This window comes from Mesorhizobium sp. M0074, from assembly GCF_040322975.1.
Lineage (GTDB): Bacteria > Pseudomonadota > Alphaproteobacteria > Rhizobiales > Rhizobiaceae > Mesorhizobium.
In genome coordinates, this window is the sequence record NZ_JAMYUM010000001.1 from 41,844 (window position 1) to 62,019 (window position 20,176).

The 20,176-nt window shown below is 63.9% G+C and carries 20 protein-coding genes; 11 read left to right on the forward strand and 9 right to left on the reverse strand.

What is annotated here, in order from left to right; all coding sequences use genetic code 11:
• Positions 1-156: 156 nt before the first annotated feature.
• Together NKJ73_RS00210 and NKJ73_RS00215 are read left to right on the forward strand one after the other, a co-directional pair.
• Positions 157-2,208, forward strand: coding sequence for an elongation factor G (locus tag NKJ73_RS00210; RefSeq protein ID WP_352458409.1), 2,052 nt, complete (start codon positions 157-159; stop codon positions 2,206-2,208).
• Between the two features lie 817 nt (positions 2,209-3,025).
• Complete coding sequence (locus NKJ73_RS00215) at positions 3,026-3,523, forward strand: methyltransferase family protein (RefSeq protein WP_352567957.1); 498 nt, start codon at positions 3,026-3,028, stop codon at positions 3,521-3,523.
• Between the two features lie 19 nt (positions 3,524-3,542).
• Here the strand turns inward: NKJ73_RS00215 and NKJ73_RS00220 are convergent, their stop codons facing one another.
• A complete protein-coding gene (locus tag NKJ73_RS00220; protein ID WP_352567958.1) occupies positions 3,543-4,295 on the reverse strand; it encodes an SDR family oxidoreductase in 753 nt (250 codons plus the stop codon).
• Between the two features lie 121 nt (positions 4,296-4,416).
• Here NKJ73_RS00220 and NKJ73_RS00225 point away from each other — a divergent pair, with 121 nt between their 5' ends.
• Entirely contained in the window at positions 4,417-5,061 is a 645-nt protein-coding gene (locus tag NKJ73_RS00225; protein WP_352567959.1) for a TetR/AcrR family transcriptional regulator, read from the forward strand.
• A 104-nt stretch (positions 5,062-5,165) separates the two neighbouring features.
• Here the strand turns inward: NKJ73_RS00225 and NKJ73_RS00230 are convergent, their stop codons facing one another.
• Both NKJ73_RS00230 and trxB read right to left on the reverse strand, forming a co-directional pair.
• Complete coding sequence (locus tag NKJ73_RS00230) at positions 5,166-6,062, reverse strand: LysR family transcriptional regulator (protein ID WP_023678345.1); 897 nt, start codon at positions 6,060-6,062, stop codon at positions 5,166-5,168.
• Between the two features lie 98 nt (positions 6,063-6,160).
• Entirely contained in the window at positions 6,161-7,135 is a 975-nt protein-coding gene (gene trxB, locus NKJ73_RS00235; RefSeq protein WP_352567960.1) for a thioredoxin-disulfide reductase, read from the reverse strand.
• A 255-nt stretch (positions 7,136-7,390) separates the two neighbouring features.
• Between trxB and NKJ73_RS00240 the strand changes: the two genes are divergently transcribed.
• Positions 7,391-7,867: an Lrp/AsnC family transcriptional regulator gene (locus NKJ73_RS00240; RefSeq protein WP_023678347.1), complete on the forward strand. Its 477-nt coding sequence runs from the start codon at positions 7,391-7,393 to the stop codon at positions 7,865-7,867.
• Positions 7,868-8,176: 309 nt separating this feature from the next.
• On the opposite strand, the gene NKJ73_RS00245 is transcribed toward NKJ73_RS00240, so the two are convergent.
• From NKJ73_RS00245 to NKJ73_RS00255, 3 genes are all read right to left on the reverse strand, one after another.
• Positions 8,177-8,752 (reverse strand): D-sedoheptulose-7-phosphate isomerase, encoded by a 576-nt coding sequence (locus NKJ73_RS00245; RefSeq protein ID WP_023678348.1) that lies wholly within the window; start codon positions 8,750-8,752, stop codon positions 8,177-8,179.
• Positions 8,753-8,759: 7 nt separating this feature from the next.
• Positions 8,760-10,238 carry a D-glycero-beta-D-manno-heptose-7-phosphate kinase gene (gene rfaE1 / locus NKJ73_RS00250; protein WP_352567961.1) on the reverse strand — a complete coding sequence of 493 codons (1,479 nt, stop codon included), beginning with the start codon at positions 10,236-10,238 and terminating at the stop codon, positions 8,760-8,762.
• A 139-nt stretch (positions 10,239-10,377) separates the two neighbouring features.
• Positions 10,378-11,010, reverse strand: coding sequence for a LysE family translocator (locus tag NKJ73_RS00255; protein ID WP_352567962.1), 633 nt, complete (start codon positions 11,008-11,010; stop codon positions 10,378-10,380).
• Positions 11,011-11,187: 177 nt separating this feature from the next.
• On the opposite strand from NKJ73_RS00255, the gene rfaD reads away from it, so the two are divergent.
• The 3 genes from rfaD to waaC are packed head-to-tail and all read left to right on the forward strand — an operon-like array spanning position 11,188 to position 14,098.
• Positions 11,188-12,138 (forward strand): ADP-glyceromanno-heptose 6-epimerase, encoded by a 951-nt coding sequence (gene rfaD / locus NKJ73_RS00260; RefSeq protein WP_023678351.1) that lies wholly within the window; start codon positions 11,188-11,190, stop codon positions 12,136-12,138.
• The gene (gene waaF / locus NKJ73_RS00265; RefSeq protein ID WP_023678352.1) at positions 12,111-13,118 is read left to right on the forward strand and encodes a lipopolysaccharide heptosyltransferase II; all 1,008 of its coding nucleotides are present in this window, start codon (positions 12,111-12,113) and stop codon (positions 13,116-13,118) included. Before rfaD ends, waaF begins: the two co-directional genes overlap by 28 nt.
• The gene (gene waaC / locus NKJ73_RS00270) at positions 13,115-14,098 is read left to right on the forward strand and encodes a lipopolysaccharide heptosyltransferase I (RefSeq protein ID WP_352567963.1); all 984 of its coding nucleotides are present in this window, start codon (positions 13,115-13,117) and stop codon (positions 14,096-14,098) included. The genes waaF and waaC overlap by 4 nt, the downstream gene beginning before the upstream one ends.
• A 207-nt stretch (positions 14,099-14,305) precedes the next feature.
• Here the strand turns inward: waaC and greA are convergent, their stop codons facing one another.
• On the reverse strand, positions 14,306-14,779 hold the full coding sequence (greA, locus tag NKJ73_RS00275) for a transcription elongation factor GreA (RefSeq protein ID WP_023719113.1): 474 nt from the start codon (positions 14,777-14,779) through the stop codon (positions 14,306-14,308).
• 328 nt (positions 14,780-15,107) lie between these two features.
• On the reverse strand, positions 15,108-15,659 hold the full coding sequence (locus NKJ73_RS00280) for a tetratricopeptide repeat protein (RefSeq protein WP_352567965.1): 552 nt from the start codon (positions 15,657-15,659) through the stop codon (positions 15,108-15,110).
• 234 nt (positions 15,660-15,893) lie between these two features.
• Here NKJ73_RS00280 and NKJ73_RS00285 point away from each other — a divergent pair, with 234 nt between their 5' ends.
• The 4 genes from NKJ73_RS00285 (at position 15,894) to NKJ73_RS00300 (ending at position 19,033) form a co-directional block, all read left to right on the forward strand.
• Complete coding sequence (locus NKJ73_RS00285; protein ID WP_023678354.1) at positions 15,894-16,319, forward strand: DUF3775 domain-containing protein; 426 nt, start codon at positions 15,894-15,896, stop codon at positions 16,317-16,319.
• Positions 16,320-16,746: 427 nt separating this feature from the next.
• Positions 16,747-17,292: an extensin-like domain-containing protein gene (locus NKJ73_RS34200; RefSeq protein WP_023678355.1), complete on the forward strand. Its 546-nt coding sequence runs from the start codon at positions 16,747-16,749 to the stop codon at positions 17,290-17,292.
• A gap of 112 nt (positions 17,293-17,404) precedes the next feature.
• Positions 17,405-18,259 carry an extensin-like domain-containing protein gene (locus NKJ73_RS00295; RefSeq protein ID WP_023678356.1) on the forward strand — a complete coding sequence of 285 codons (855 nt, stop codon included), beginning with the start codon at positions 17,405-17,407 and terminating at the stop codon, positions 18,257-18,259.
• A 66-nt stretch (positions 18,260-18,325) separates the two neighbouring features.
• The gene (locus NKJ73_RS00300) at positions 18,326-19,033 is read left to right on the forward strand and encodes an LssY C-terminal domain-containing protein (protein WP_352567966.1); all 708 of its coding nucleotides are present in this window, start codon (positions 18,326-18,328) and stop codon (positions 19,031-19,033) included.
• A 47-nt stretch (positions 19,034-19,080) separates the two neighbouring features.
• Here NKJ73_RS00300 and NKJ73_RS00305 read toward each other — a convergent pair whose 3' ends face one another.
• Positions 19,081-20,100: a zinc-dependent alcohol dehydrogenase family protein gene (locus tag NKJ73_RS00305; protein WP_352567967.1), complete on the reverse strand. Its 1,020-nt coding sequence runs from the start codon at positions 20,098-20,100 to the stop codon at positions 19,081-19,083.
• Positions 20,101-20,176 lie beyond the last annotated feature (76 nt).

Here is a 20,176-nt window from a genome sequence, read left to right on the forward strand (position 1 = left end):
CCAACTTCAAATCCCTTCAACCTCAAATCCCTTGCCCTCCCGGCCTGCCCGTGGGACGATGCCCTTTGGGTAGGTGGCAAATTGAAAAAAGCCTCGCCCGCGACGGCCGACAGGCCGGCCGCCGCTCACAGGGAAACGCCTGAGTGGAGGTCAGCCATGGGTACTCGCGCCGGAGGACGACGCACGGGACCGAAATGCATTGCCATAGTCGGTCCCTTCGCAAGCGGTAAGACGACACTTCTCGAAGCCATACTCGCCCGTACAGGCGCCATTCCCCGCCAGAATCCCGTTTCGTCCGGAAATACCGTTTCCGATCATTCGCCCGAGGCGCGCGCTCACGGCATGAGCGTCGAGGCGACCTTCGCCACCACCGATTTCATGGGCGAGCCGTTCACCTTCGTCGATTGTCCCGGCTCCATCGAATTCTCCTTCGAAGCCGAGCCGGTGCTGGCCGCCTGCGACGTCGCCGTGGTCGTTGCCGAGGCCGACGAGAAGAAGATCCCTGCCCTGCAGCTGATCATGCGCAAGCTCGACGATCTCGGCGTGCCGCGCATGCTGTTCCTGAACAAGGTCGACAAGGCGATAGCAGGTGTGCGCGACACGCTGAAGATGCTGCAGCCGGCAAGCTCGGTGCCATTGCTGCTGCGCCAGATCCCGCTGCGCAAGGACGGCGTCGTCATCGGCTCGATCGACCTCGCTCTGGAACGTGCCTACATCTACCGCGAATATGCCGAGAGCGAGGTCGCCCAGATCCCGAGCGACGACAAGGCGCGCGAGCTCGAGGCGCGCTTTTCCATGCTGGAGACGCTCGCCGACCATGACGACCGGCTGATGGAGCAATTGCTGGACGAGATTGAACCGCCGAAGGATGCGATCTTCGACGATCTTGCCGCCGACCTGCGCGACGGCATGGTGACGCCGGTGCTGATCGGCACCGCCGAGAAGGGCAATGGCGTGCTGCGCCTGTTGAAGGCGATCCGTCACGACGCACCCGACATCGAGGCGACGCGCCAGCGCCTCGGCGCTCCCGATGGCAATGCCACCGTGGTCCAGGTGATGAAGACCATCCACACCGCGCATGGCGGCAAGCTGTCTGTGTCGCGCATCCTGTCCGGCCAGGTCGCCGACGCCGCCGAGCTGTTCCTTTCCAATGGCGAAACGGCAAAGGTCTCCGGCATCTACAAGATGCTCGGCAAGGACCAGGTCAAGCTGACTTCGGCCAAGGCCGGCGACACGGTCGCGCTCGGCAAGCTGGACGCCGTCAGGACCGGCCAGACGCTGAGCTCGACCAAGGGCGGCATCCAGCCGCTGGTCACGCTGGCGCCGCCGCAACCGGTCTTCGCCTTCGCGCTGCGGCCGAAAGAGCGCAAGGACGAGGTCAAGATGTCGGCGGCCATCCAGCGCCTGGCCGAGGAAGATCCCTCACTCAACCTGCATCACAACCAGGATTCGGCCGAAACCGTGCTGTCCGGCCATGGCGAGATGCATCTGCGCGTCGTGCGCGAGCGGCTGGAAGGCAAGAACCAGATCCCGGTCGAAGGCCATGTGCCGGCCGTGCCCTACCGCGAGACGATCCGCAAAGCGACGCAGCAGCGCGGCCGCCACAAGAAACAATCAGGCGGCCACGGCCAGTTCGGCGACGTCGTGATTGAGATCAAACCGCTGCCGCGCGGGTCAGGCTTCCAGTTCACCGATACGATCACCGGCGGCGTCGTGCCGAAGACCTACATCCAGTCGGTCGAGACCGGCGTGCGTGACTACCTGAAGTCCGGGCCGCTCGGCTTCCCGGTCGTCGATGTTGCCGTCAACCTTTCCGACGGCTCCTACCATGCGGTCGATTCGTCCGACATGGCCTTCCAGATGGCGGCGAAGCTGGCGATGAAAGAAGGCATGGCCGCGTGCTCGCCGGTGCTGCTCGAGCCGGTGATGAAGGTCGAGATCGTCACGCCGTCCGACGCGACGTCGAAGATCATTGCGCTGATCCCGCAACGGCGCGGCCAGATCCTCGGCTACGACGCGCGGCCCGACTGGCCCGGATGGGACGTCGTCGAGGCGACCATGCCGCAAGCCGAGATCGGCGACCTCATCATCGAGCTGCGCTCGGCCACGGCGGGTGTCGCCAGCTACCGGGCCGTCTTCGACCACATGGCCGAACTCACCGGCCGGTTGGCCGACGAGGCGCTGAACGCCAACGGCAAGGCCGCCTGAGCTGCCTTTGCGGCCCAACAGGAAACGGCGCCCGGATCTCCGGGGCGCCGTTTCTTGCGGACCGTCTTCGTGGGAGGCGAAACGGCAGGTCCGCCGCATGCTTGCCGCCGGTGTTTTGGCGGAGGAAGGTTCGGACGCGGTAGCTGCCTGAGCCCGGGTCGTCCGAGTGATGCCCCCATCCCCCGGACGAGCCACACCGCGTCCTGTGCTCTGCTTAATCGATTTGGCGCGCCCGCGGGATGTTACCCGAGGTTACATGTCACTGTTACGCGACCGTTCCGGCCGATTTTCTGGCGATGTGTTGGTTTCGGGCAACAAAAAAGCCGGATCAATGAAGACCCGGCTGAGTTTGATTGGAAGTGCCTGTTAAGGCTAACCTCCAGAGGGGAACACTCGAGAGCGCTAATGGGAGGAGAACGCGCTCAGGAGATGATCTACATATGTGCTCTTCATGCCCAAGAAACAAGCATCTATTTTGCAACACTCACATGCAAAAAGGCGCCGGCTGTGGTCTAATCCGTCCCGAAGCGCAATAGGACCAGTTGAATCGCTGAAATACAGCCTGCGGCAAGGCAAAAATCGATCCGCGGCCGCGAATCAGCAGCGATTCCTGCTCGGAAAGTCGAAAAACGCAGGATGACGTGGAATCGTGCAGCACGCGTTTGTTTTTTCGGCAGCCAGACCTTGCTGGTGCATGCCGCCCAAAAGCCCGCCATCGAGCTTGACCTGAGGGTGCAGCGGTTTGGGTTACATGCCGGACAAGACCTGCAGCGCGTTGCAGGAGACCGTTCAAGGCCGCGCCCGTAAGGAGAGCTATATGCGAGCCACTTCGGCGATCGCCGGCAGCGTCATCTTCCTTGCTGTAGCGCCCGGCGTGGTCGCCGGACTGTTGCCTTGGCTGCTGACCGATCGCTATCGCCTGCCCTGGTCGAGACTGCCCGGTTTCGTTCCTGTGGGCTGGCTGCTGGTTGTCGCCGGCACAGCCATACTGCTGCACGCCTTTGCCCGGTTTGCCCTGGAGGGCCTGGGTACGCCCGCCCCGGTCGCGCCGACCGAAAGGCTGGTCGTCGGCGGCATCTACCGCCATGTCCGCAATCCGATGTACATCGCCGTGCTGTCGATCGTCCTCGGCCAGGCACTGCTGTTTTCGAGCTGGACGGTCGCCGCCTATCTAGTCATCGCCGCGGCCGCCATGATCTCCTTCGTGAGACTATATGAGGAACCGACGCTTGCCCGCCGCTACGGTGACGAATACGAGGCCTACCGCCGTGCCGTACCAGGCTGGCTGCCCCGCCTGACACCTTGGCGCGGCTGAAGCAGGCTCCAAGGCAACGTCACCACGGCAGCGGGCCGTCCTCGTTCGAGAACGTGCCCGTCGGACCGTTCGCGTCGAGAAGCGCGAGGCGCACGGGCTCCCGCGCGGCCTGTTCGACGGTGCGCGGACCTTCGAAGTTGTTGAGCTCCGTCGCGGTGTAGCCCGGGCAGGCAGCGTTGACCTTGATGCCGGTCTCCTCGAGCTCGATGGCGAAGGCGAGCGTCATCGCGTTGACGGCCGTCTTCGACGGGTTGTAAACGGCGCCAAACGACGTGCGGTACGGAAAGGCCGGATCCGCGTTCAATGTCAGCGAGCCGGCGCCGCTCGATACGTTGACGATACGCGCCGCCGGGGCCTCACGAAGGAGCCGCAGCATCGCTTGCGTGACGGCGACGATGCCAAACACGTTCGTCTCGAACACCGCGCGTACGTCGTCGAGAGACGCAACACTCGGGCGGCCCGAGTTGATGATCTCCTCGAGCGGCCTGCCCGGCTTTCCCGCATGGGAGATGCCGGCATTGTTCACCAGCACGTCGAGGCGGCCGAGTTCGATGCGGATGCGCTCTGCCGCGGCGGCGATCGACGCCTGGTCGGTGACGTCGAGCTGCAGAGCGTGGGCATCCTCTCCGATGCTATTTGCGGCTGCCTCGGCATGCTCGAGCCTGCGCGATCCTACGAGCACGGTAAGGCCGTTCGCCGCGAGGTCCTTGGCGATCTGAAGACCGATGCCCTTGTTGGCCCCGGTGACCAGGGCGACGGGTTTGTCCTGCATGGTAATCTCCTTTTGTGCACCGATGTGTGGCCAACACCGATTTGCCGTGCTAGATACAAGTCAAACGGAACCACGTTCCACATATATCCGGAACAAGGTTCCGTTTGCAAGAGGTAATTTGATGGGCGAAAAAACGCCGAACGGCAAAACGGATCAAGGCGATGGTCTGGAACCCCGCGACCGCGCGGATCGCAACGTGCGCGCCGACGCACGGCGCAACATCGACGCGTTGCTCCGGGCGGCCATGGCGGTGTTCGCGACCTCCGGCGTGGAGGCTCCGGTGCGAGAGATCGCGGAAAAGGCTGGCGTCGGCGTCGGCACCGTCTACCGCCACTTTCCACAGCGCTCGGACCTGATCGTGGCCGTCTTCCGTCACGAGGTTGACGCCTGTGCGGACGCCGCACCGGTCCTGGCCAGAGAGCATAGGCCCGGTGAAGCGCTCGCCCTGTGGATGCAGCGCTATGTGGATTTCATCACGGCAAAACGCGGCCTCGCGGCAGCCCTGTACTCAGGCAATCCGGCATTCGACACTTTGCCTGCCTATTTCAACCAACGGCTCCGGCCCGCGCTTCAAACATTGCTGGAGGCGGCGGCCGCGGCCGGCGAGGTGCGCGCCGATATCGAGCCGGGCGACCTGTTAGGGGCGGCCGCCAGCCTTGCCATGCCGGCACACGGCGGCGGCCCTGCCCAGGCGCGGCGCATGGTTGCCCTGCTCGTAGACGGTTTGCGCTACGGCGCCAGCACGCTGGCGGATACGCGTTCCTAAAGCGCGTTGCGTTCGACCGACGTCATGCGACGCGCTTTAGGTTCTTGTTTGATGCATGTCGTTATCGCAAAACCGCTGCACACTTTTGCGCGACATGCATTAAATCAGAACGACCAGCTGCGCGCCTTGGCGATGATGAAATCGCGGAAGACATGCAGCTTCGCCTGGTTCTTCATCGCGTCGGGATAGGCGAAATAGGTATCGAAGGACGGCACTTCGGTCTCGGGCAGCAACTGCACCAGCCCGGAATCCTTGCTGACCACGTAATCGGGCAGCATGGCGATGCCGGCGCCGCCCTGCACCGCCCGCTTGATCGACAATATGTCGTTGATCTGCAGCGTCGGCACCCTTTGCCCGCCTTCGAAATCGCCGACCGTCTCCAGCCAGTTCAGTTCCGACAGATGCGCCGGCACCGGCACGCCGAAGGTGACGATGCGATGGGTTTTCAGCTCGGCGATCGAATTCGGCTTGCCGTATTTGTTTACATAGGATGGCGCCGCGTAGAGATGAAAATGCACGGTGAACAGGCGGCGCTGGATGAGGTCGGGCTGCTGCGGCTGGCGCAGCCGGATGGCGCAGTCGGCCTGGCGCATCGTGAGATCGAGCTCCTCATTGGCCAGGATGAGCTGCAGGCTGACCTCGGGATAGAGCTCGATGAATTCCTGCACGCGCTCGGTCAGCCAGCCGGCGCCGAGGCCGACCGTGGTCGTCACCCTGAGCACGCCGGAGGGCCGGTCCTTGGTTTCGGTCAGTCGCGACTTGATGGTTTCGAGCTTCATCAGCACGTCGTGCGCCGTGCGGAACAGCATCTCGCCCTGCTCGGTCAGCACCAGGCCGCGGGCGTGGCGATTGAACAGCGGCACGCCGACGTCATGCTCGAGCGCGCTGACCTGCCGCGAGATCGCCGATTGCGACAAATGCAGTGTCTCGGCGGCATGGGTGAACGACCCCGCTTCCGCCGCGGCGTGAAACACGCGTAGCTTGTCCCAATCCAACGCCATGATTTCCCCTCGTCCTGTTTTCTGGCGTCCGCCTGTTTTCGGCGTCTGAATGAAAAATCAGGCTTTTGCGCGGCTTTTCTCAGCCGCTTATCGAACAATCACTCCGCCGCTTCGCGGTGAACCTCGATCCCCGCCAGATATTTTTCCGCCTCGAGCGCGGCCATGCAACCGAGCCCGGCCGCCGTCACCGCCTGGCGGTAGATGTCGTCGGTCACGTCGCCGGCGGCGAACACGCCCGGCATGTCGGTGCGGGTCGAATCCGGCGCCGTCCACAGATAGCCGTTCGGCTTCTGCTTCAGCTTGCCGGCAAACAGCTCGACCGCCGGCGCGTGGCCGATCGCCACGAACACGCCGTCGACCACCAGATGCATCTCCTGCCCGGTCACCACGTTGCGCAGCTTCAGCCCTTCGACCGAAGGCGGCAGCGGCGCCTTGCCGGGCCTGCCGGTGATCTCGTCGATCACCGTGTCCCAGATGACGCGGATATTATCTTTCCGCAGCAGCCGCTCGCGCAGGATGCGCTCGGCGCGGAAATCGCTGCGCCTGTGGATGACGGTGACGCTCTTGGCCAGGTTGGAGAGATAGAGCGCTTCCTCCACCGCCGAATTGCCGCCGCCGATCACCGCGACATCCTTGCCGCGATAGAAGAAGCCGTCGCAGGTGGCGCAGGCCGAAACGCCAAATCCCATGAAGGTCTGTTCGCTCGGGATGCCCAGCCATTTGGCCTGCGCGCCGGTGGCGATGATCAGCGCGTCGGCGGTATAGATCGTGCCGGAATCGCCCTTGGCGCGGAACGGCCGCACGTTGAGGTCGACCTCGGTGATGATGTCGTTGACGATGTCGGTGCCGACATGCTCGGCCTGCCTGAGCATCTCGCTCATTAGCCATGGACCCTGGATCGGTGCGGCGAAGCCCGGATAGTTTTCGACATCGGTGGTGATCATCAGTTGCCCGCCCTGCTGCAGGCCGGCGACCAGCATCGGCTTGAGCATGGCGCGGGCGGCATAGATCGCCGCCGTATAGCCGGCGGGGCCGGAGCCGATGATGAGAACAGGCGCGTGCTTGGTGATCATGAAAAACCTCTGCGGGGAGCAGCCATGGATTGTGGCATGAACTCTCATCGATTGTTGCGCGTAATGTAAGTGTTGCCTGCGACGCCAGCAAGGCAAGTTGCCGTTCGTCCCCGGAAAGCTTCGGCGCCGGCGACGGCGACAAGCAACCCGCAGCAAGATGATGCGAAAATCCTCGATCCAGCGGATGGAATAGACAGCAAAGTCGTTTAATTACAAAGTCGCGAAAGATTCTTTCGCGTCACCACGGAAGCCACCATGCCGATCAAGGCCGATCTCGATGCTATCGACTGGAAGATCCTGCGCGAGCTTCAGCAGGACGGACGCATGACCAACGTCGAACTGTCGAGCCGCGTCGGCATTTCGGCGCCGCCGTGCCTGCGCCGCGTCAGGCGGCTGGAAGAGGCCGGCATCATCCGCGGCTACCGCGCTTTGCTCAACGCTCCGGCGCTCGGCCTCGACGTCGTCGCCTTCTGTCTGATCGGCCTGCATCACCAGGCCGACGCCGAACTCAAGACCTTCGCCGAGCGCACCCGTGGCTGGCCGATCGTGCGCGACGCCTGGATGGTGTCGGGCGAGTCCGATTTCCTGCTGCATTGCGTGGCGAGCGATCTCGGCACCTTCCAGACCTTCGTTATCGAGGAACTGGCCTCGGCCCCCAATGTCGATACGGTGCGAACCGCGCTGACCATCCGCCGGGTCAAAGACGAAGGGTTGGTGGCGTTTTCGGCCTGAGAGACCAGGCAAAGCAGCTGCGAAACAAAAACCCGGAAACAAAAAACCCGCCTCGGCGGGCGGGATCGTCGGTGGAATCATCACCATACTGAAAATAGTAGCATAGCTGCCGGCACAAAGCAAGAACAAAATTGCCTGCCTTCATTCCAGCTTGGGTTCCTCGCCCCACGAAAGTGGGGAGAGGTGGCTCGGCGAAGCCGAGACGGAGAGGGGAACCGCGCTCTACGAAGCCCCCTCTCCGGCCGCTGCGCGGCCACCTCTCCCCCGCTTCGCGGTGGGCGAGGAACCCAGGTCCTGAGAGTTCGAGGATCACCCCGCGTCGCAGAGGCGCGTTTCGACCATTTCGCACAAATGGTGGTAGAGGCACAAATGCCCCTGCTGGATGATCGGCGTCGAGGTCGAGGGTACGTTGAGCAGGATGTCGGAGAGCGGCTTCAGCTTGCCGCCGGTATCGCCGGTCAGGCTGATCACCGTCATGCCCATCATGCGCGCTTGCTGGGCGGCGGCGAGGATGCTTGGCGAATTGCCGCTGGTCGAGATGGCGAGCAGCACGGCGCCCGCCGAACCATGCGCCTCGACCTGGCGCGCAAACACCGTGTCGAAGCCGTAATCATTGCCCCAGGCGGTCAGCACCGCCGCGTTGGCCGGCAGCGCGATGACGTTGTAGGCCTTGCGCTCCCTGAGGAAGCGGCCGACCAGCTCGCCGGCGATATGGATGGCGTCGCTGGCCGAACCGCCATTGCCTGCTATCAGCAGCGCCTTGCCCTGCGAAAGCGCGGCGACGACGGCGCTGACCGCCCGCTCCATCTCGCTGGTCAGGTCACGCTCGACCATCGCCGAAATCGCGGCCGCCGAGCGGGCCAGGTAATCGTTCAGTTCGGACATGAAACCCTCAGTTCCCGGCGCGCAATCTGCCGATGGTGCCGGTCGTGCTCTTGCCGGCGACGAGGTCGACCAGCACGACGCGCCCGCCGGCCTTCTGCACGACATCGGCGCCAACCACCTGATCGACCGTATAGTCGGCGCCCTTGACCAGTATGTCGGGGCTCAGCGCCTCGATCAGCGAAAGCGGCGTATCCTCCTCGAAGATGACGACGGCGTCGACCGAGGCAAGTGCTGCCAGCACGCAGGCCCGGTCATGCTGGTCGTTGACCGGGCGCCCCGGCCCTTTCAGCCGGCGCACCGAGGCATCGCTGTTGAGGCCGAGCACCAGCCGGTCGCACTGGCTGCGGGCCGCATGCAACAGGCTGACATGGCCGGCATGCAGGATATCGAAACAGCCATTGGTGAAGCCGACGCTCAAGCCCTCGTCTTTCCAGCCCGCCACCAGCCGCGCGGCGGCGGCGGCATCGAGGATCGCATCCAAGTGGGCGACCGGACCATGCGAGCGAAACAGCGCACCCGTGAGTTCCTCGATCGTCAGCCGCGCCGTGCCGCGCTTGCCGACGACAACACCGCCGGCGGCGTTGGCGATTGATCCTGCCATGACGCGGTCGGCGCCTGCTGCAAGTCCCAGTGCAAACGTCGCGATCACCGTGTCGCCGGCGCCCGAAACGTCGAACACTTCGCGCGCCTGCGTGGCGATATGGCGGGCGTCGTCCGCACCGATGACGCTCATGCCCTTTTCGCTGCGCGTCGCGACGACGAAATCGAAACCGTGCGTCGAAATCAGCTGGCGTGCCGCCGCCTCGATCTCGTCGTCGGCAAACACTGCGCGGCCGACCGCCTCGCCGAGTTCCTTGCGGTTGGGCGTGATTGCCGTCGCGCCGGCATAACGCGCATAGTCGCGGCCCTTCGGATCGATCAGCACCGGCTTGCCCGCTTGCCGGCAGATCGAGATCAGTTCGCCGGCGACACCGTCGAGCAGCACGCCCTTGCCATAGTCGGACAGGATGACGATGTCGGCCCGCGCCAGCGCTTCGCGAAAATGCCCGACCAATGCCGCGCGCTCGGCATCGCCCAGCGGCTTGATTTCCTCTTCGTCGAAACGCAGCACCTGCTGGTTGAGCGCGCTGAAGCGGCTTTTGGACGACGTCATGCGATCGGCATCCTGCGCCAGCCCGCCGGTGTCGACGCCAAAGTCGCCGAGCATGCGCATGAGGTTCTTGCCGGCCTCGTCAGCGCCGATCACCGAGACCGGTATCACGGCAGCGCCGAGCGAAACGATGTTGGCGACGACATTGCCGGCGCCGCCCATCGCCAGCGTTTCGCCGCGCCCGTGCAGCACGGGGATCGGCGCTTCCGGCGAAATGCGCTCGATCACGCCGTTGACGAAACGGTCGAGGATGAAATCGCCGACCACCAGCACGGTGGCGCCACCGAAGCGCGAAATGGCGCGGTGAAGAGGTTCGGGAGAGGGCAGCTTGATCATGTCAACGCGTGGGAGAGCCGATTTTCAGTGACGGGGGATTCGATTGGCAGGGCCGGCCGTTCATGGCGATGCCGATATACCGCAATTTCAGCCGACGCAACGGCAGGCCTTCGAGCGATCGCCGCGGCGAGACAGTGCGTCAGCTTTTCTGCAACGCGACATGCACGCCCAGCCCAACAAGCATCGTACCGCCGGCGCGCCGCATCAGGCGCTGCGCCCGGCTCGACTGCCGCAGCCTGGCGATCACCGCGCCGGCCAGCACCACGCAAACAATGTCGGCCGACGAGAACATCAAATTGACGATCGTTCCAAGCACGACGAACTGCAGCCAGACCGGAAACGCTGCCGAGGCATCGATGAATTGCGGCAGGAACGCCATGAAGAAAATCGCCGTTTTCGGGTTGAGCACCTCGACGGCAACGCTCTCGAAAAACGCGCGGCGGGCGGATTTCGGCTGAATTCCCGGCAAGACAACGTCGCCTTGCGCCTTGGCGCGAAACAAAGAAACACCGAGCCAGATCAGATACAGCGCACCGACCAGCTTGACCGCCATGTAAAGCACCGGCACGGCATGGAAAAGCACCGACAGGCCGACGGCGGCGGCGAAGACATGAACGTAACCGCCGAGATGGATGCCGAGCGCCGCCATCAGCCCGGACCAGCGGCCGCGCGCCATGGTTTGCGCGGCGGCATAGAGCATGGCGGGACCGGGGATATAGGCGAAGATCGCCGTGGTGGCGAAAAAGGCGACAAGCAGTTCGGTTGACGGCATTACCTTGCTCCTGTCACGCTTCGCCGGTGGTCACCGACTGAAGCGAGAGCTTTGCGGCGGCACTGTGGCGCTCATCCGGCCGCCCCGCCACCTGCTTTGTCGACAGCCCGGCCCGCCTCCCCTATAAGGCCAGAATCCCACAAGGGCTACAACCGGCACAAGGTACCAGAGGCTTTCATGATCATCGTCACGGGCGGCGCCGGCATGATCGGTTCCAACATCGTCGCCGCGCTCAACGCCGACGGTTTCAGCGACATCCTCGTCGTCGACGACCTCACCGACGGCCACAAGATCGCCAACCTCGCCGATCTCGAGATCGCCGATTATCTCGACAAGGACGATTTTCTGGCGCGGATGGAGGCCGGCGACCTCGGCCGCATCGAGGCGGTTTTCCACCAGGGTGCCTGCTCGACCACCACCGAATGGAACGGCAAGTTCATGATGGAGGTCAACTACACCTATTCGAAGCGCCTGCTGCACGCCTGCCTGGCCCTGCGCGTGCCGTTTCTCTATGCCTCCTCCGCTTCCGTCTATGGCGGCGGCGCCGAGTTCCGCGAGGAGCCGCAATACGAACGCCCGCTCAACGTCTATGCCTATTCGAAAAAGCTGTTCGACGACTATGTCCGCCGTACCGTGTTCGATACCGACCATTCGCCGGTGGCGGGCCTGCGTTATTTCAACGTCTACGGACCGCGCGAGGCGCATAAGGGCGCCATGGCCTCTGTCGCCTTCCATCTGTTCAACCAAGTCGAGCAAGGGCAGAACCCGAAGCTGTTCGGCGCCTATGGTGGTTTCGGGCCCGGCGAGCAGAGCCGCGACTTCATCCATGTCGGCGATGTCGCCGACGTCAATCTGTGGCTGTGGAAACGCGGCTCGAGCGGCATCTTCAACTGCGGCACAGGCAAGGCTCAGCCGTTCCGCGCCATTGCCGAAACGGTGATCGATACGCTCGGCCAAGGCCAGATCGAGTTCATCGAGTTTCCCGACCACCTCAAGGGCAGCTACCAGAGCTTTACGCAAGCTGATATGTCCCGCTTGCGCGCAGCCGGTTACAATGGCCAGTTCCGCACAGTGGAAACCGGCGTCAGAGACTATGTCGAATGGCTGAAAGCCCAACGATCCTCGTGATCGGCCCACGCTGGGTGGGCGACATGGTGATGGCGCAGTGCCTGTTCCAGGCGCTGAGGGAGCTTCATCCGAACGCCGCCATCGACGTGCTGGCGCCGGCGTGGGCAGCACCGCTGGTCAAGCGCATGCCCGAAATCCGCCAGCAGATCGACCTGCCGCTGCAATCCGGCACGTTCGAATTCCGCACCCGAAGGCGCTTCGGCCGCCTGCTGCGCGGCCGCTACGACATGGCCTTTGTCCTGCCGGGAAGCTGGAAGTCGGCGCTGATCCCGTTCTTTGCCGGCATTCCGCGCCGTGTCGGCCATCTCAAGGAAATGCGCTACGGGCTACTGACCGACATCGTGCCCTTGCCCGATCGCCTGAAACGGCGCACCGCGCAGGCCTATTTCAGCCTTGCCCGTGGTGGCGCCTTCCAGGCGCCGAAGCTCGCCGTCGATCAAGCCAGCCAGGCGGCACTGCTCAGCCGTTTCGGGCTGACAGCGGGGAAATTCGTGGCAGTCATGCCCGGCGCAGAATTCGGCCCGGCCAAGCGCTGGCCGAGCGAACACTATGCCGGCCTTGCCCGTGAGATGATGGCGAAAGGGTTTGGCGTCGCGCTGTTCGGGTCGAAGAACGACGCTGGGGTGACGGCTGAAATCGCCGCGCTGGCTCCGGGCGCCGTCGATCTTGCCGGCCAGACGCGGCTCGAGGATGCCATCGACCTGATCGCGGCGGCGAGGCTCGCCGTCTCCAACGACAGCGGGCTGATGCATGTCGCCGCCGCCGTCGGCACGCCGGTAGTCGCCGTTTACGGCTCGACCTCGCCGCAGAACACGCCGCCGCTCGCCGAGCGCCGCGAACTGCTCTGGCTCGGCCTGTCCTGTTCGCCCTGCCACAAAAAAATCTGCCCGCTCGGTCATCTCAACTGCCTGAACACGCTGGAGGTCGAACGCGTCGTGGCGGCGGCGGAGCGGCTGCTGGAAATGCCGGCCGCCGCATGAAAGTGCTGATCGTCAAGACATCGTCCATGGGCGACGTCATCCACACCTTCCCGGCGATCGAGGACGCGCGCCGCGCTCGGCCGGATATCTCCTTCGACTGGTGTGTCGAAGAGGCATTTGCCGGCATCGTGGCGCTGCATCCAGCCATCCAAACCATCCACAGCGTGGCGATCCGGCGCTGGCGCAGGAAGCTGCTCGAGCCCGGCACATGGCGGGAAGTGGTCGGCTTGCGCCGCGCCTTGCGCGATTGCCGCTACGACCTCGTCCTCGATGCACAAGGCTTGCTGAAATCGGCGCTGGTGGCGCGGCTGGCGGCAGCCCCGGTCGCCGGGTTCGATCGGTCGAGCGCCCGCGAGCCTTCGGCAAGCCTGTTTCATGGCCATCGCTATGCCGTGCCGCGCGGCCTGCATGCCATCGAGCGCACGAAACGCCTGTTCGGGCTGGCGCTCGGCTACGAGCCGGATTTTTCCAGGCTTGAATCGGGTATCGCGCCGCCAGCCGGAAGATCGACTTTTGCCGGTGAAAAGACCGCCTTCCTGCTGCACGGCACCAGCCGCGAGGACAAGAAATGGCCGGTCGCGGACTGGATCGAAACCGCCCGCCTGCTGGTGAACATGGGAATGACGCCGGTCACCACCTGGTCGAACGACCGGGAACAGGCGGTTGCCGAGGCGATCGCCCGCGCCATTTCGCAAACCGTGGTGGTTCCCAGGTCGCCGCTAGCCGAGATCGCCGCCGTCATCGGCGGCTCGGCGCTGGTCATCGGCGCCGACACCGGCCTGACCCATCTCGCCAGCGCTTTCGGCCTGCCGACGGTGGCGATATTCCTCGCTACCGAGCCTGGCCTGACCGGTCCGCGCGGGCCATTCTCATCGACGCTGCTAGCCAGGCCCGGCCACAGCGTCACGCCGCCGGAGGTGATGGCGGAAGCCGAAAGGCTTGTGGAGCGCCAGACGCTTGGTCAGGCCGGTGGCCGCTGATTTGCTCAATCAATTCAATCGGAAAGGTCAGCGTTGCCCCTTCCCTTCTCCCCTTGTGGGAGAAGGTGGATTGGCGCGCAGCGCCAAGACGGATGAGGGGTGTTGGACGGAGTGCGGAGGGAGCCAAGCTGGAACACCCCTCATCCGACCTCGCTTCGCGAGGCCACCTTCTCCCACAAGGGGAGAAGGCAGAGCAGCGCCAATCCCCTAGATGAACTGCACCTGGACGATCTCGTAGCCCCTGGCGCCGCCTGGCGCATTGACCTCAATGGCGTCGCCGACTTCCTTGCCGATCAGGGCGCGGGCGATCGGCGAGGAGATCGAGATGCGGCCGGACTTCACGTCCGCTTCCTGGTCGCCGACGATCTGGTAGGTCTTTTTCTCCTCGGTATCCTCGTCGACCAGCACCACGGTGGCGCCGAACTTGACCTTGTCGCCGCTGAGCTTGGTGACGTCGATCACCTCGGCCCGCGCGATCAGGTCCTCGAGTTCGTTGACCCGGCCCTCATTGAGGCTCTGTGCCTCTTTTGCCGCGTGATATTCGGCATTTTCGGATAGGTCGCCATGCGAGCGCGCTTCGGAAATCGCCTCGATGATACGCGGCCGCTCCTGTTGCTGGCGCCAGCGCAGTTCTTCCTTCAATGACGCGAACCCCTCGCCTGTCATCGGGACCTTGTTCATAATGCCTGACCTTTCCTGCCGCCGCCCCCGCAATCGGGAGCGACCTTGTCGATGGTACAAAAAGAAAACGGTCCGGCAGCCTCGGGCTAACGGAACCGTCTCACCACAATTTCGCAAGATATAGCAATCTTCGCGGGTTTTTCACGTCCAAAAAGTCGGTTTTTGAAAAATCATCCACCGATTGCACGGCTGACCCCACGTCAAGCGGCGGTTTCCAAGATCGTATCGTGTACCGTGATGCCAAATCTCGGTTGTGGCCAACATGTGCAGCACAGCAAAAAACCGGCTGCGATCGCTCACAGCCGGTTATGAGGAGCGTTCCGGAGGATCAGCTCCTCATGAAATGATCGATCTGCTCCGACAGCATGCCGTATTCGCGAGACCCCTTGCCCGTGCGCTTCTCGATCTCGCGGAGCTGTTCCTGGGCGCCGGCAAGATCGCCGATCTGCAGGTGCGCCTCGCCGAGATATTCGCGCACCAGCGTGTAATTCGGGTCGATGCGCAGCGCTTCCTCGTAATAGCCGAGGCCGACGGTGACGCGGCCGGAATGGCGGTGCGAATAGCCGAGATAATTGAGGATGCGCGGATCCTGCTTGTTGGCGGCGAGGCTGAGCACGCCGATCGCCTCGTCGTAGCGTCCATCCATCGCCAGCGCGCGACCGGCATCGTAGATGCTGTCGTCGTCCAGCATGCCTTGCTTCGGGGAGACGCATTTCTTCTGTTTCTTGTCCCACGCCTCCCCCTTCTTGCACTGGGACTGGCCGCCGCCATTGCCGCCGCCACCGCCACCTCCCCCGCCTTCACCAGCCGAAAACGCCGGAGCCACAATCAGCGGCAGGGCGGCGATGGCCATGGCGTAAATCAGCAATCGTCTGCGCATCGAATTCTCCTTTGAACCTGACAATGCAACACTAACGCCGGCCCAACGCCGTTTCGTCCCGGAAAATGTCATCCTATCTCAAAACCGCGATCTCTCCCAGCAAGGCCATCTTATCCGGGAAGAGAGGGCATCGAAATCATGCTTCACGATCAACGCCGCCGCGCAAGATAATGTGACGAGCGCTGCAAATCCGCTATCATCGGGCCGACCGAGCACGAAGCAGGGAGACGGCCGGTGCAGCAACGCGTTGAACGAGACTGGGAGCTTTCGATCGGTCCCGACACCGTGCGCCTGTTCATCCTGAAGGCGAAGGCGCTCAGCGCCGCCGTCAACGAAGACTATGCCGACGGCGCCGAGCACGAGGTAGAGCTCGACGGCAACGCGCACGACAACCACCATCATGACGGCCTTGCCGAGGAAAGCTCCGAAGATCTCACCGAAGAAGAACTGCGCGAGCTGATCGACGATCTCAATGTCGACGAAGCGGCCGAACTGATTGCGTTGGCCTGGGTCGGCCGCGGCGACTATGACGCGACGGAATGGACGGACGCGCTGTCCGCCGCCCGCGAGCGCGCCAACAAGCGCACGGCAAAATATCTGCTCGGCATGCCGCTGCTGGCGGACTGGCTCGAGGAAGGCTTGGAAGCGATCGGCGCGTGACGGCGCGGTTACCGATTGTGATCGGCCGCCCCCCTCGCTCAAGGCAACTTCCCTGCATTCTGGCCGTTGCGACGTAATGGCGGCGTTTGGCTTTTTCAGATTGGGCAGATTGCTGCTGGCCGTTGCGGCTACGCCGCTGGCGGGACCCGTTTTAGCCAAGGCACCCGACCTACCGCAAACTGCACCAGTTCCGCAGCTCAACCAGCAAGTCACTCCGCCGCCACCAACCGAGATCCCGGTCCCCGAACCGCGCCCGGAGGATGCTCCGGAGCCGCCGGCGATTGCACCGCAGCCGCCCGAAAAGCCGGCACGGGCTGAGCCGCCGGCAGGCCCACCAGGCGCGCCACCAAACCCGGCCGAGGCAGACGAGAAGGCGGAGCAAAAAATCCTTCCTGATCCTCGATCGGCCGCCATTGCCGGGAGAGAAATGCCGGCCGAGGAATTGGCCTGCCGCAGGCGGCTGAAGTCGATGGGCGTCGATTTCGAGGAGCGCAAGCCAGAGCATGATACGTCAGTCGGTTGCTCGATCCCCTACCCGATCGCGCTGAAGACGCTCGGCAAATCCATCGCCATCGGCCCGGAGCCCGAGCTGAATTGCCAGATGGCGGAAGCGGCCGCCCGCTTTGCTGCGTCCGTCATCCAGCCTGCCGCAAAGGCCGAGTTCGGCGCGGATATTAAATCGATCGGCCAGGCCTCCGCCTTTGTCTGCCGGTCGCGCAATGGCGGCGGCAAATTGTCGGAGCACGCCTTCGGCAACGCGCTCGACATCGCCAGCTTCAAGCTTTCGGACGGGAAGGAGATCGATGTCGGCCCGGCGCCGCCGGAAAAGGACGCGAAATTCCTGAACGCAGTGCGCAAGGCAGCCTGCGGACCGTTCAAGACCGTGCTTGGCCCCGGCAGCGACGCCGATCATTCGCAGCATCTCCACTTCGACCTCGAACCGCGCCGCAACGGTGGTACGTTTTGCCAGTGACCTTAGCCTATGGGGGCGCCGCAATTTGGCCGCAGGCGTGAACGGCGCCGCTGATTTTTCCTTTACTCTTCAGGTTTAGAGTCTGTGCCATCTGGGGACAGGAACCCTTCCGATGGCCGGGCTATTTCGCGCTGCGCTTGCCGCTGTGCGGCACACAGAATGCGCGCGCATAGCCGGCAGGCTTGCCGCCCTGCTTGCCATTGCGGCGGTCTCGGCCTGCAATACCGGCAGCGTGCTGTCGCTGCAGCCGGCCGTCGATGTCGGCAGCCAGACCGCTGCCGTCCCGCCCAATTCCGACCCGCAATATTCCGGCGCGCAAGATTCCGGGCCGCAATATTCGGGTATGCAGCGCCTCGTCCCGTCCAATCCCTTTATGACGGCCGCCTATCCGCGCCTGGACAACCCGATGTCGCCGGCCGAACAGATGCCGGCCACAGAGATCGATTGCCGCAAGGAATTGAAACGCCTCGGCGTCGTCTACACCGACGTTGCGCCGATCCATGAAGGCCAGTGCGGGATCGACTATCCGGTCAAGGTCTCGGCCATCGGCAGTGTCGAGATGAAGCCGGCCGCGACGCTGACCTGCGACATGGCCGCCACCTTTGCCGGCTGGACCAGGAACGAACTCGTGCCGTCGGCCCGCTGGCGCTATTTCTCAGGCGTCAAGACCATCCACCAGGGCTCGAGCTATTCCTGCCGCAGGATTGCCGGCGAAGGTGTTTTGTCGGAACACGGCAAGGGCAATGCGCTCGACGTGATGAGCATCGAACTCAACAATGGCGACGATATCGACGTCCGCAAGCCCGGCCTGTTCGCCTTCCGCACCCGCGGCTTCCTCAACAATGTCCGCGCCGACGGCTGCCAGTATTTCACCACCGTGCTCGGCCCCGGCTACAATTACGATCACCGCAACCATTTCCATTTCGACATCAAGAACCGCAAGAACGGCTATCGCGCCTGCCGCTGATTGCAGCCCCTGCCCAAGACTTGCTGCGCCGGTTAAGATGGTGCGCAGACGCTTGGGTGGTGCCTCTTGAGCCAACGAAGCCTGCGACGACGTGCAACGACCTGGCTGGTGGCATGCTGTGCCGCCTATCTTTCGCTCGCCTATTTCGCCGCGCCTGAGTTCTGGACGTTGCGGGACCGCAATTTTCGCAATCAGCAATTCGAGATGGTGACGCACACGCCGCAAGGCATTCCGGGCGATCCGATCAATGTCGGCCTTGTCGGCACCAAGAAGGAGCTTGTCCATGCTTTTGCCGTCGCCGGCTGGGATACGGCAGACGCCATCACGCTGAAGACGGCCATCGAAATCGGCGAAAGCGTGCTGTTTGACCGCCCCTATCCCGACGCGCCGGTCAGCCGGCTGCTGTTCGAAGGCCGCGCCCAGGACCTCGCCTTCGAAAAGCCGGTCGGTGACAGCGCCGACCGGCGCCACCATGTCCGCTTCTGGCAGACCGATGCGACCGGAGACGACGGCCGGCCGCTCTGGCTCGGCTCGGCAAGCTTCGACCGCGGCGTCGGCCTCAGCCATGACACCGGCGCGATCACTCATCACATCGGCCCCGACATCGACGCCGAGCGCGATGGGCTGATGCGCGACCTCTCCGCCGCCGGCATGCTGATCTCGACCAGCGAGATACCAGGCGTCGGCGCCACAAAGGCCGGGCGCAACGGCGAAGGCGATCCCTATTTCACCGACGGCAAGACCATCATCGGCGTCCTGCTGCAACTGCCGTAGGCGCGCGATCAGCCTTCCCGTCTGACAGCCATTTCGTCCCGACGGGCTCAGGGCACGGTGATCACGATCTTGCCGAACGGTCCCGTCTCCAGACGCTCGAATGCCTGCGGCACCTCGTCGAAGCCAAACACCTTGTCGATCACCGGCTTGATCGCGAGCGTCTCGATCGCCTGGTTCATTCGCTCGAAAGCGCGGCGGTGGCCGATCGATATGCCCTGGACGACGATCCGGTTGCGCAGGAACGGAATGATCGGGAAACTGAGCTCCATGCTGCCGAGAAGGCCGATGAGCGACAGCCTGCCGTCGGCGCCCAGCGCATTGAGCGAGCGCCGCGCATTGTCGCCGCCGACCATTTCCAGCACATGCCTGACGCCGGCCCCGTTTGTCAGTTCGCGCGCAGCCTCGTCCCATGCCGGCTGGCTGCGATAATTGATCGCCTTCCAGGCGCCGAGCGCCTTCGCCCGCTCGACCTTCTCGTCGCTGATCGAGGTGACGATGGCGCGCAGGCCGAAGGCGGCGGCAAATTGCAGCGCAAACAGCGACACGCCGCCGGTGCCCTGGATGAGAACGGTTTCCCCCGGGATCGGCTTGGCCGCCTCGACCAGCGCGAACCACGCCGTCAGCGCCGCGATCGGCAGCGTCGATGCCTCGACGTCGCTGAGCGACGGCGGCGCCGCCACGGCGGCATCCTCATGAAAAAGCACATGCTCGGACAGCATGCCGGGCAGTGACGAACCAAGCGTATGCTTGTGCAGCACCGGCGGGGCGTCGCCGTCCGGCCAGTCGGCGATCACCTGGCCGAGCACGCGCTGCCCGATGCCGAAGCGGCTGACTTCGCTGCCGGTGGCGACTACTTCGCCTACCGCGTCCGATGTCGGCACGAACGGAAAGCTGAGGTCCGGTATCAGCACGCCATCGACGATCATCCTGTCCTTGTAATTCAGCGATACCGCTGTGACGCGTACCAGAAGATCATGCGGCCCGGGTTGGGGCAGCTTTCCATCAGCCGGCTTCAACCTGGACAGGCCGAAACCGTTCATCTGCCAGGATCTGTTTTCGGTGCTCATTTGGTTCGCGCTCCGTGGTTGATGATTGCGCGAGACATTTACGCCGTTTCACTATGGAGAAAAGTGCTTCCATGTG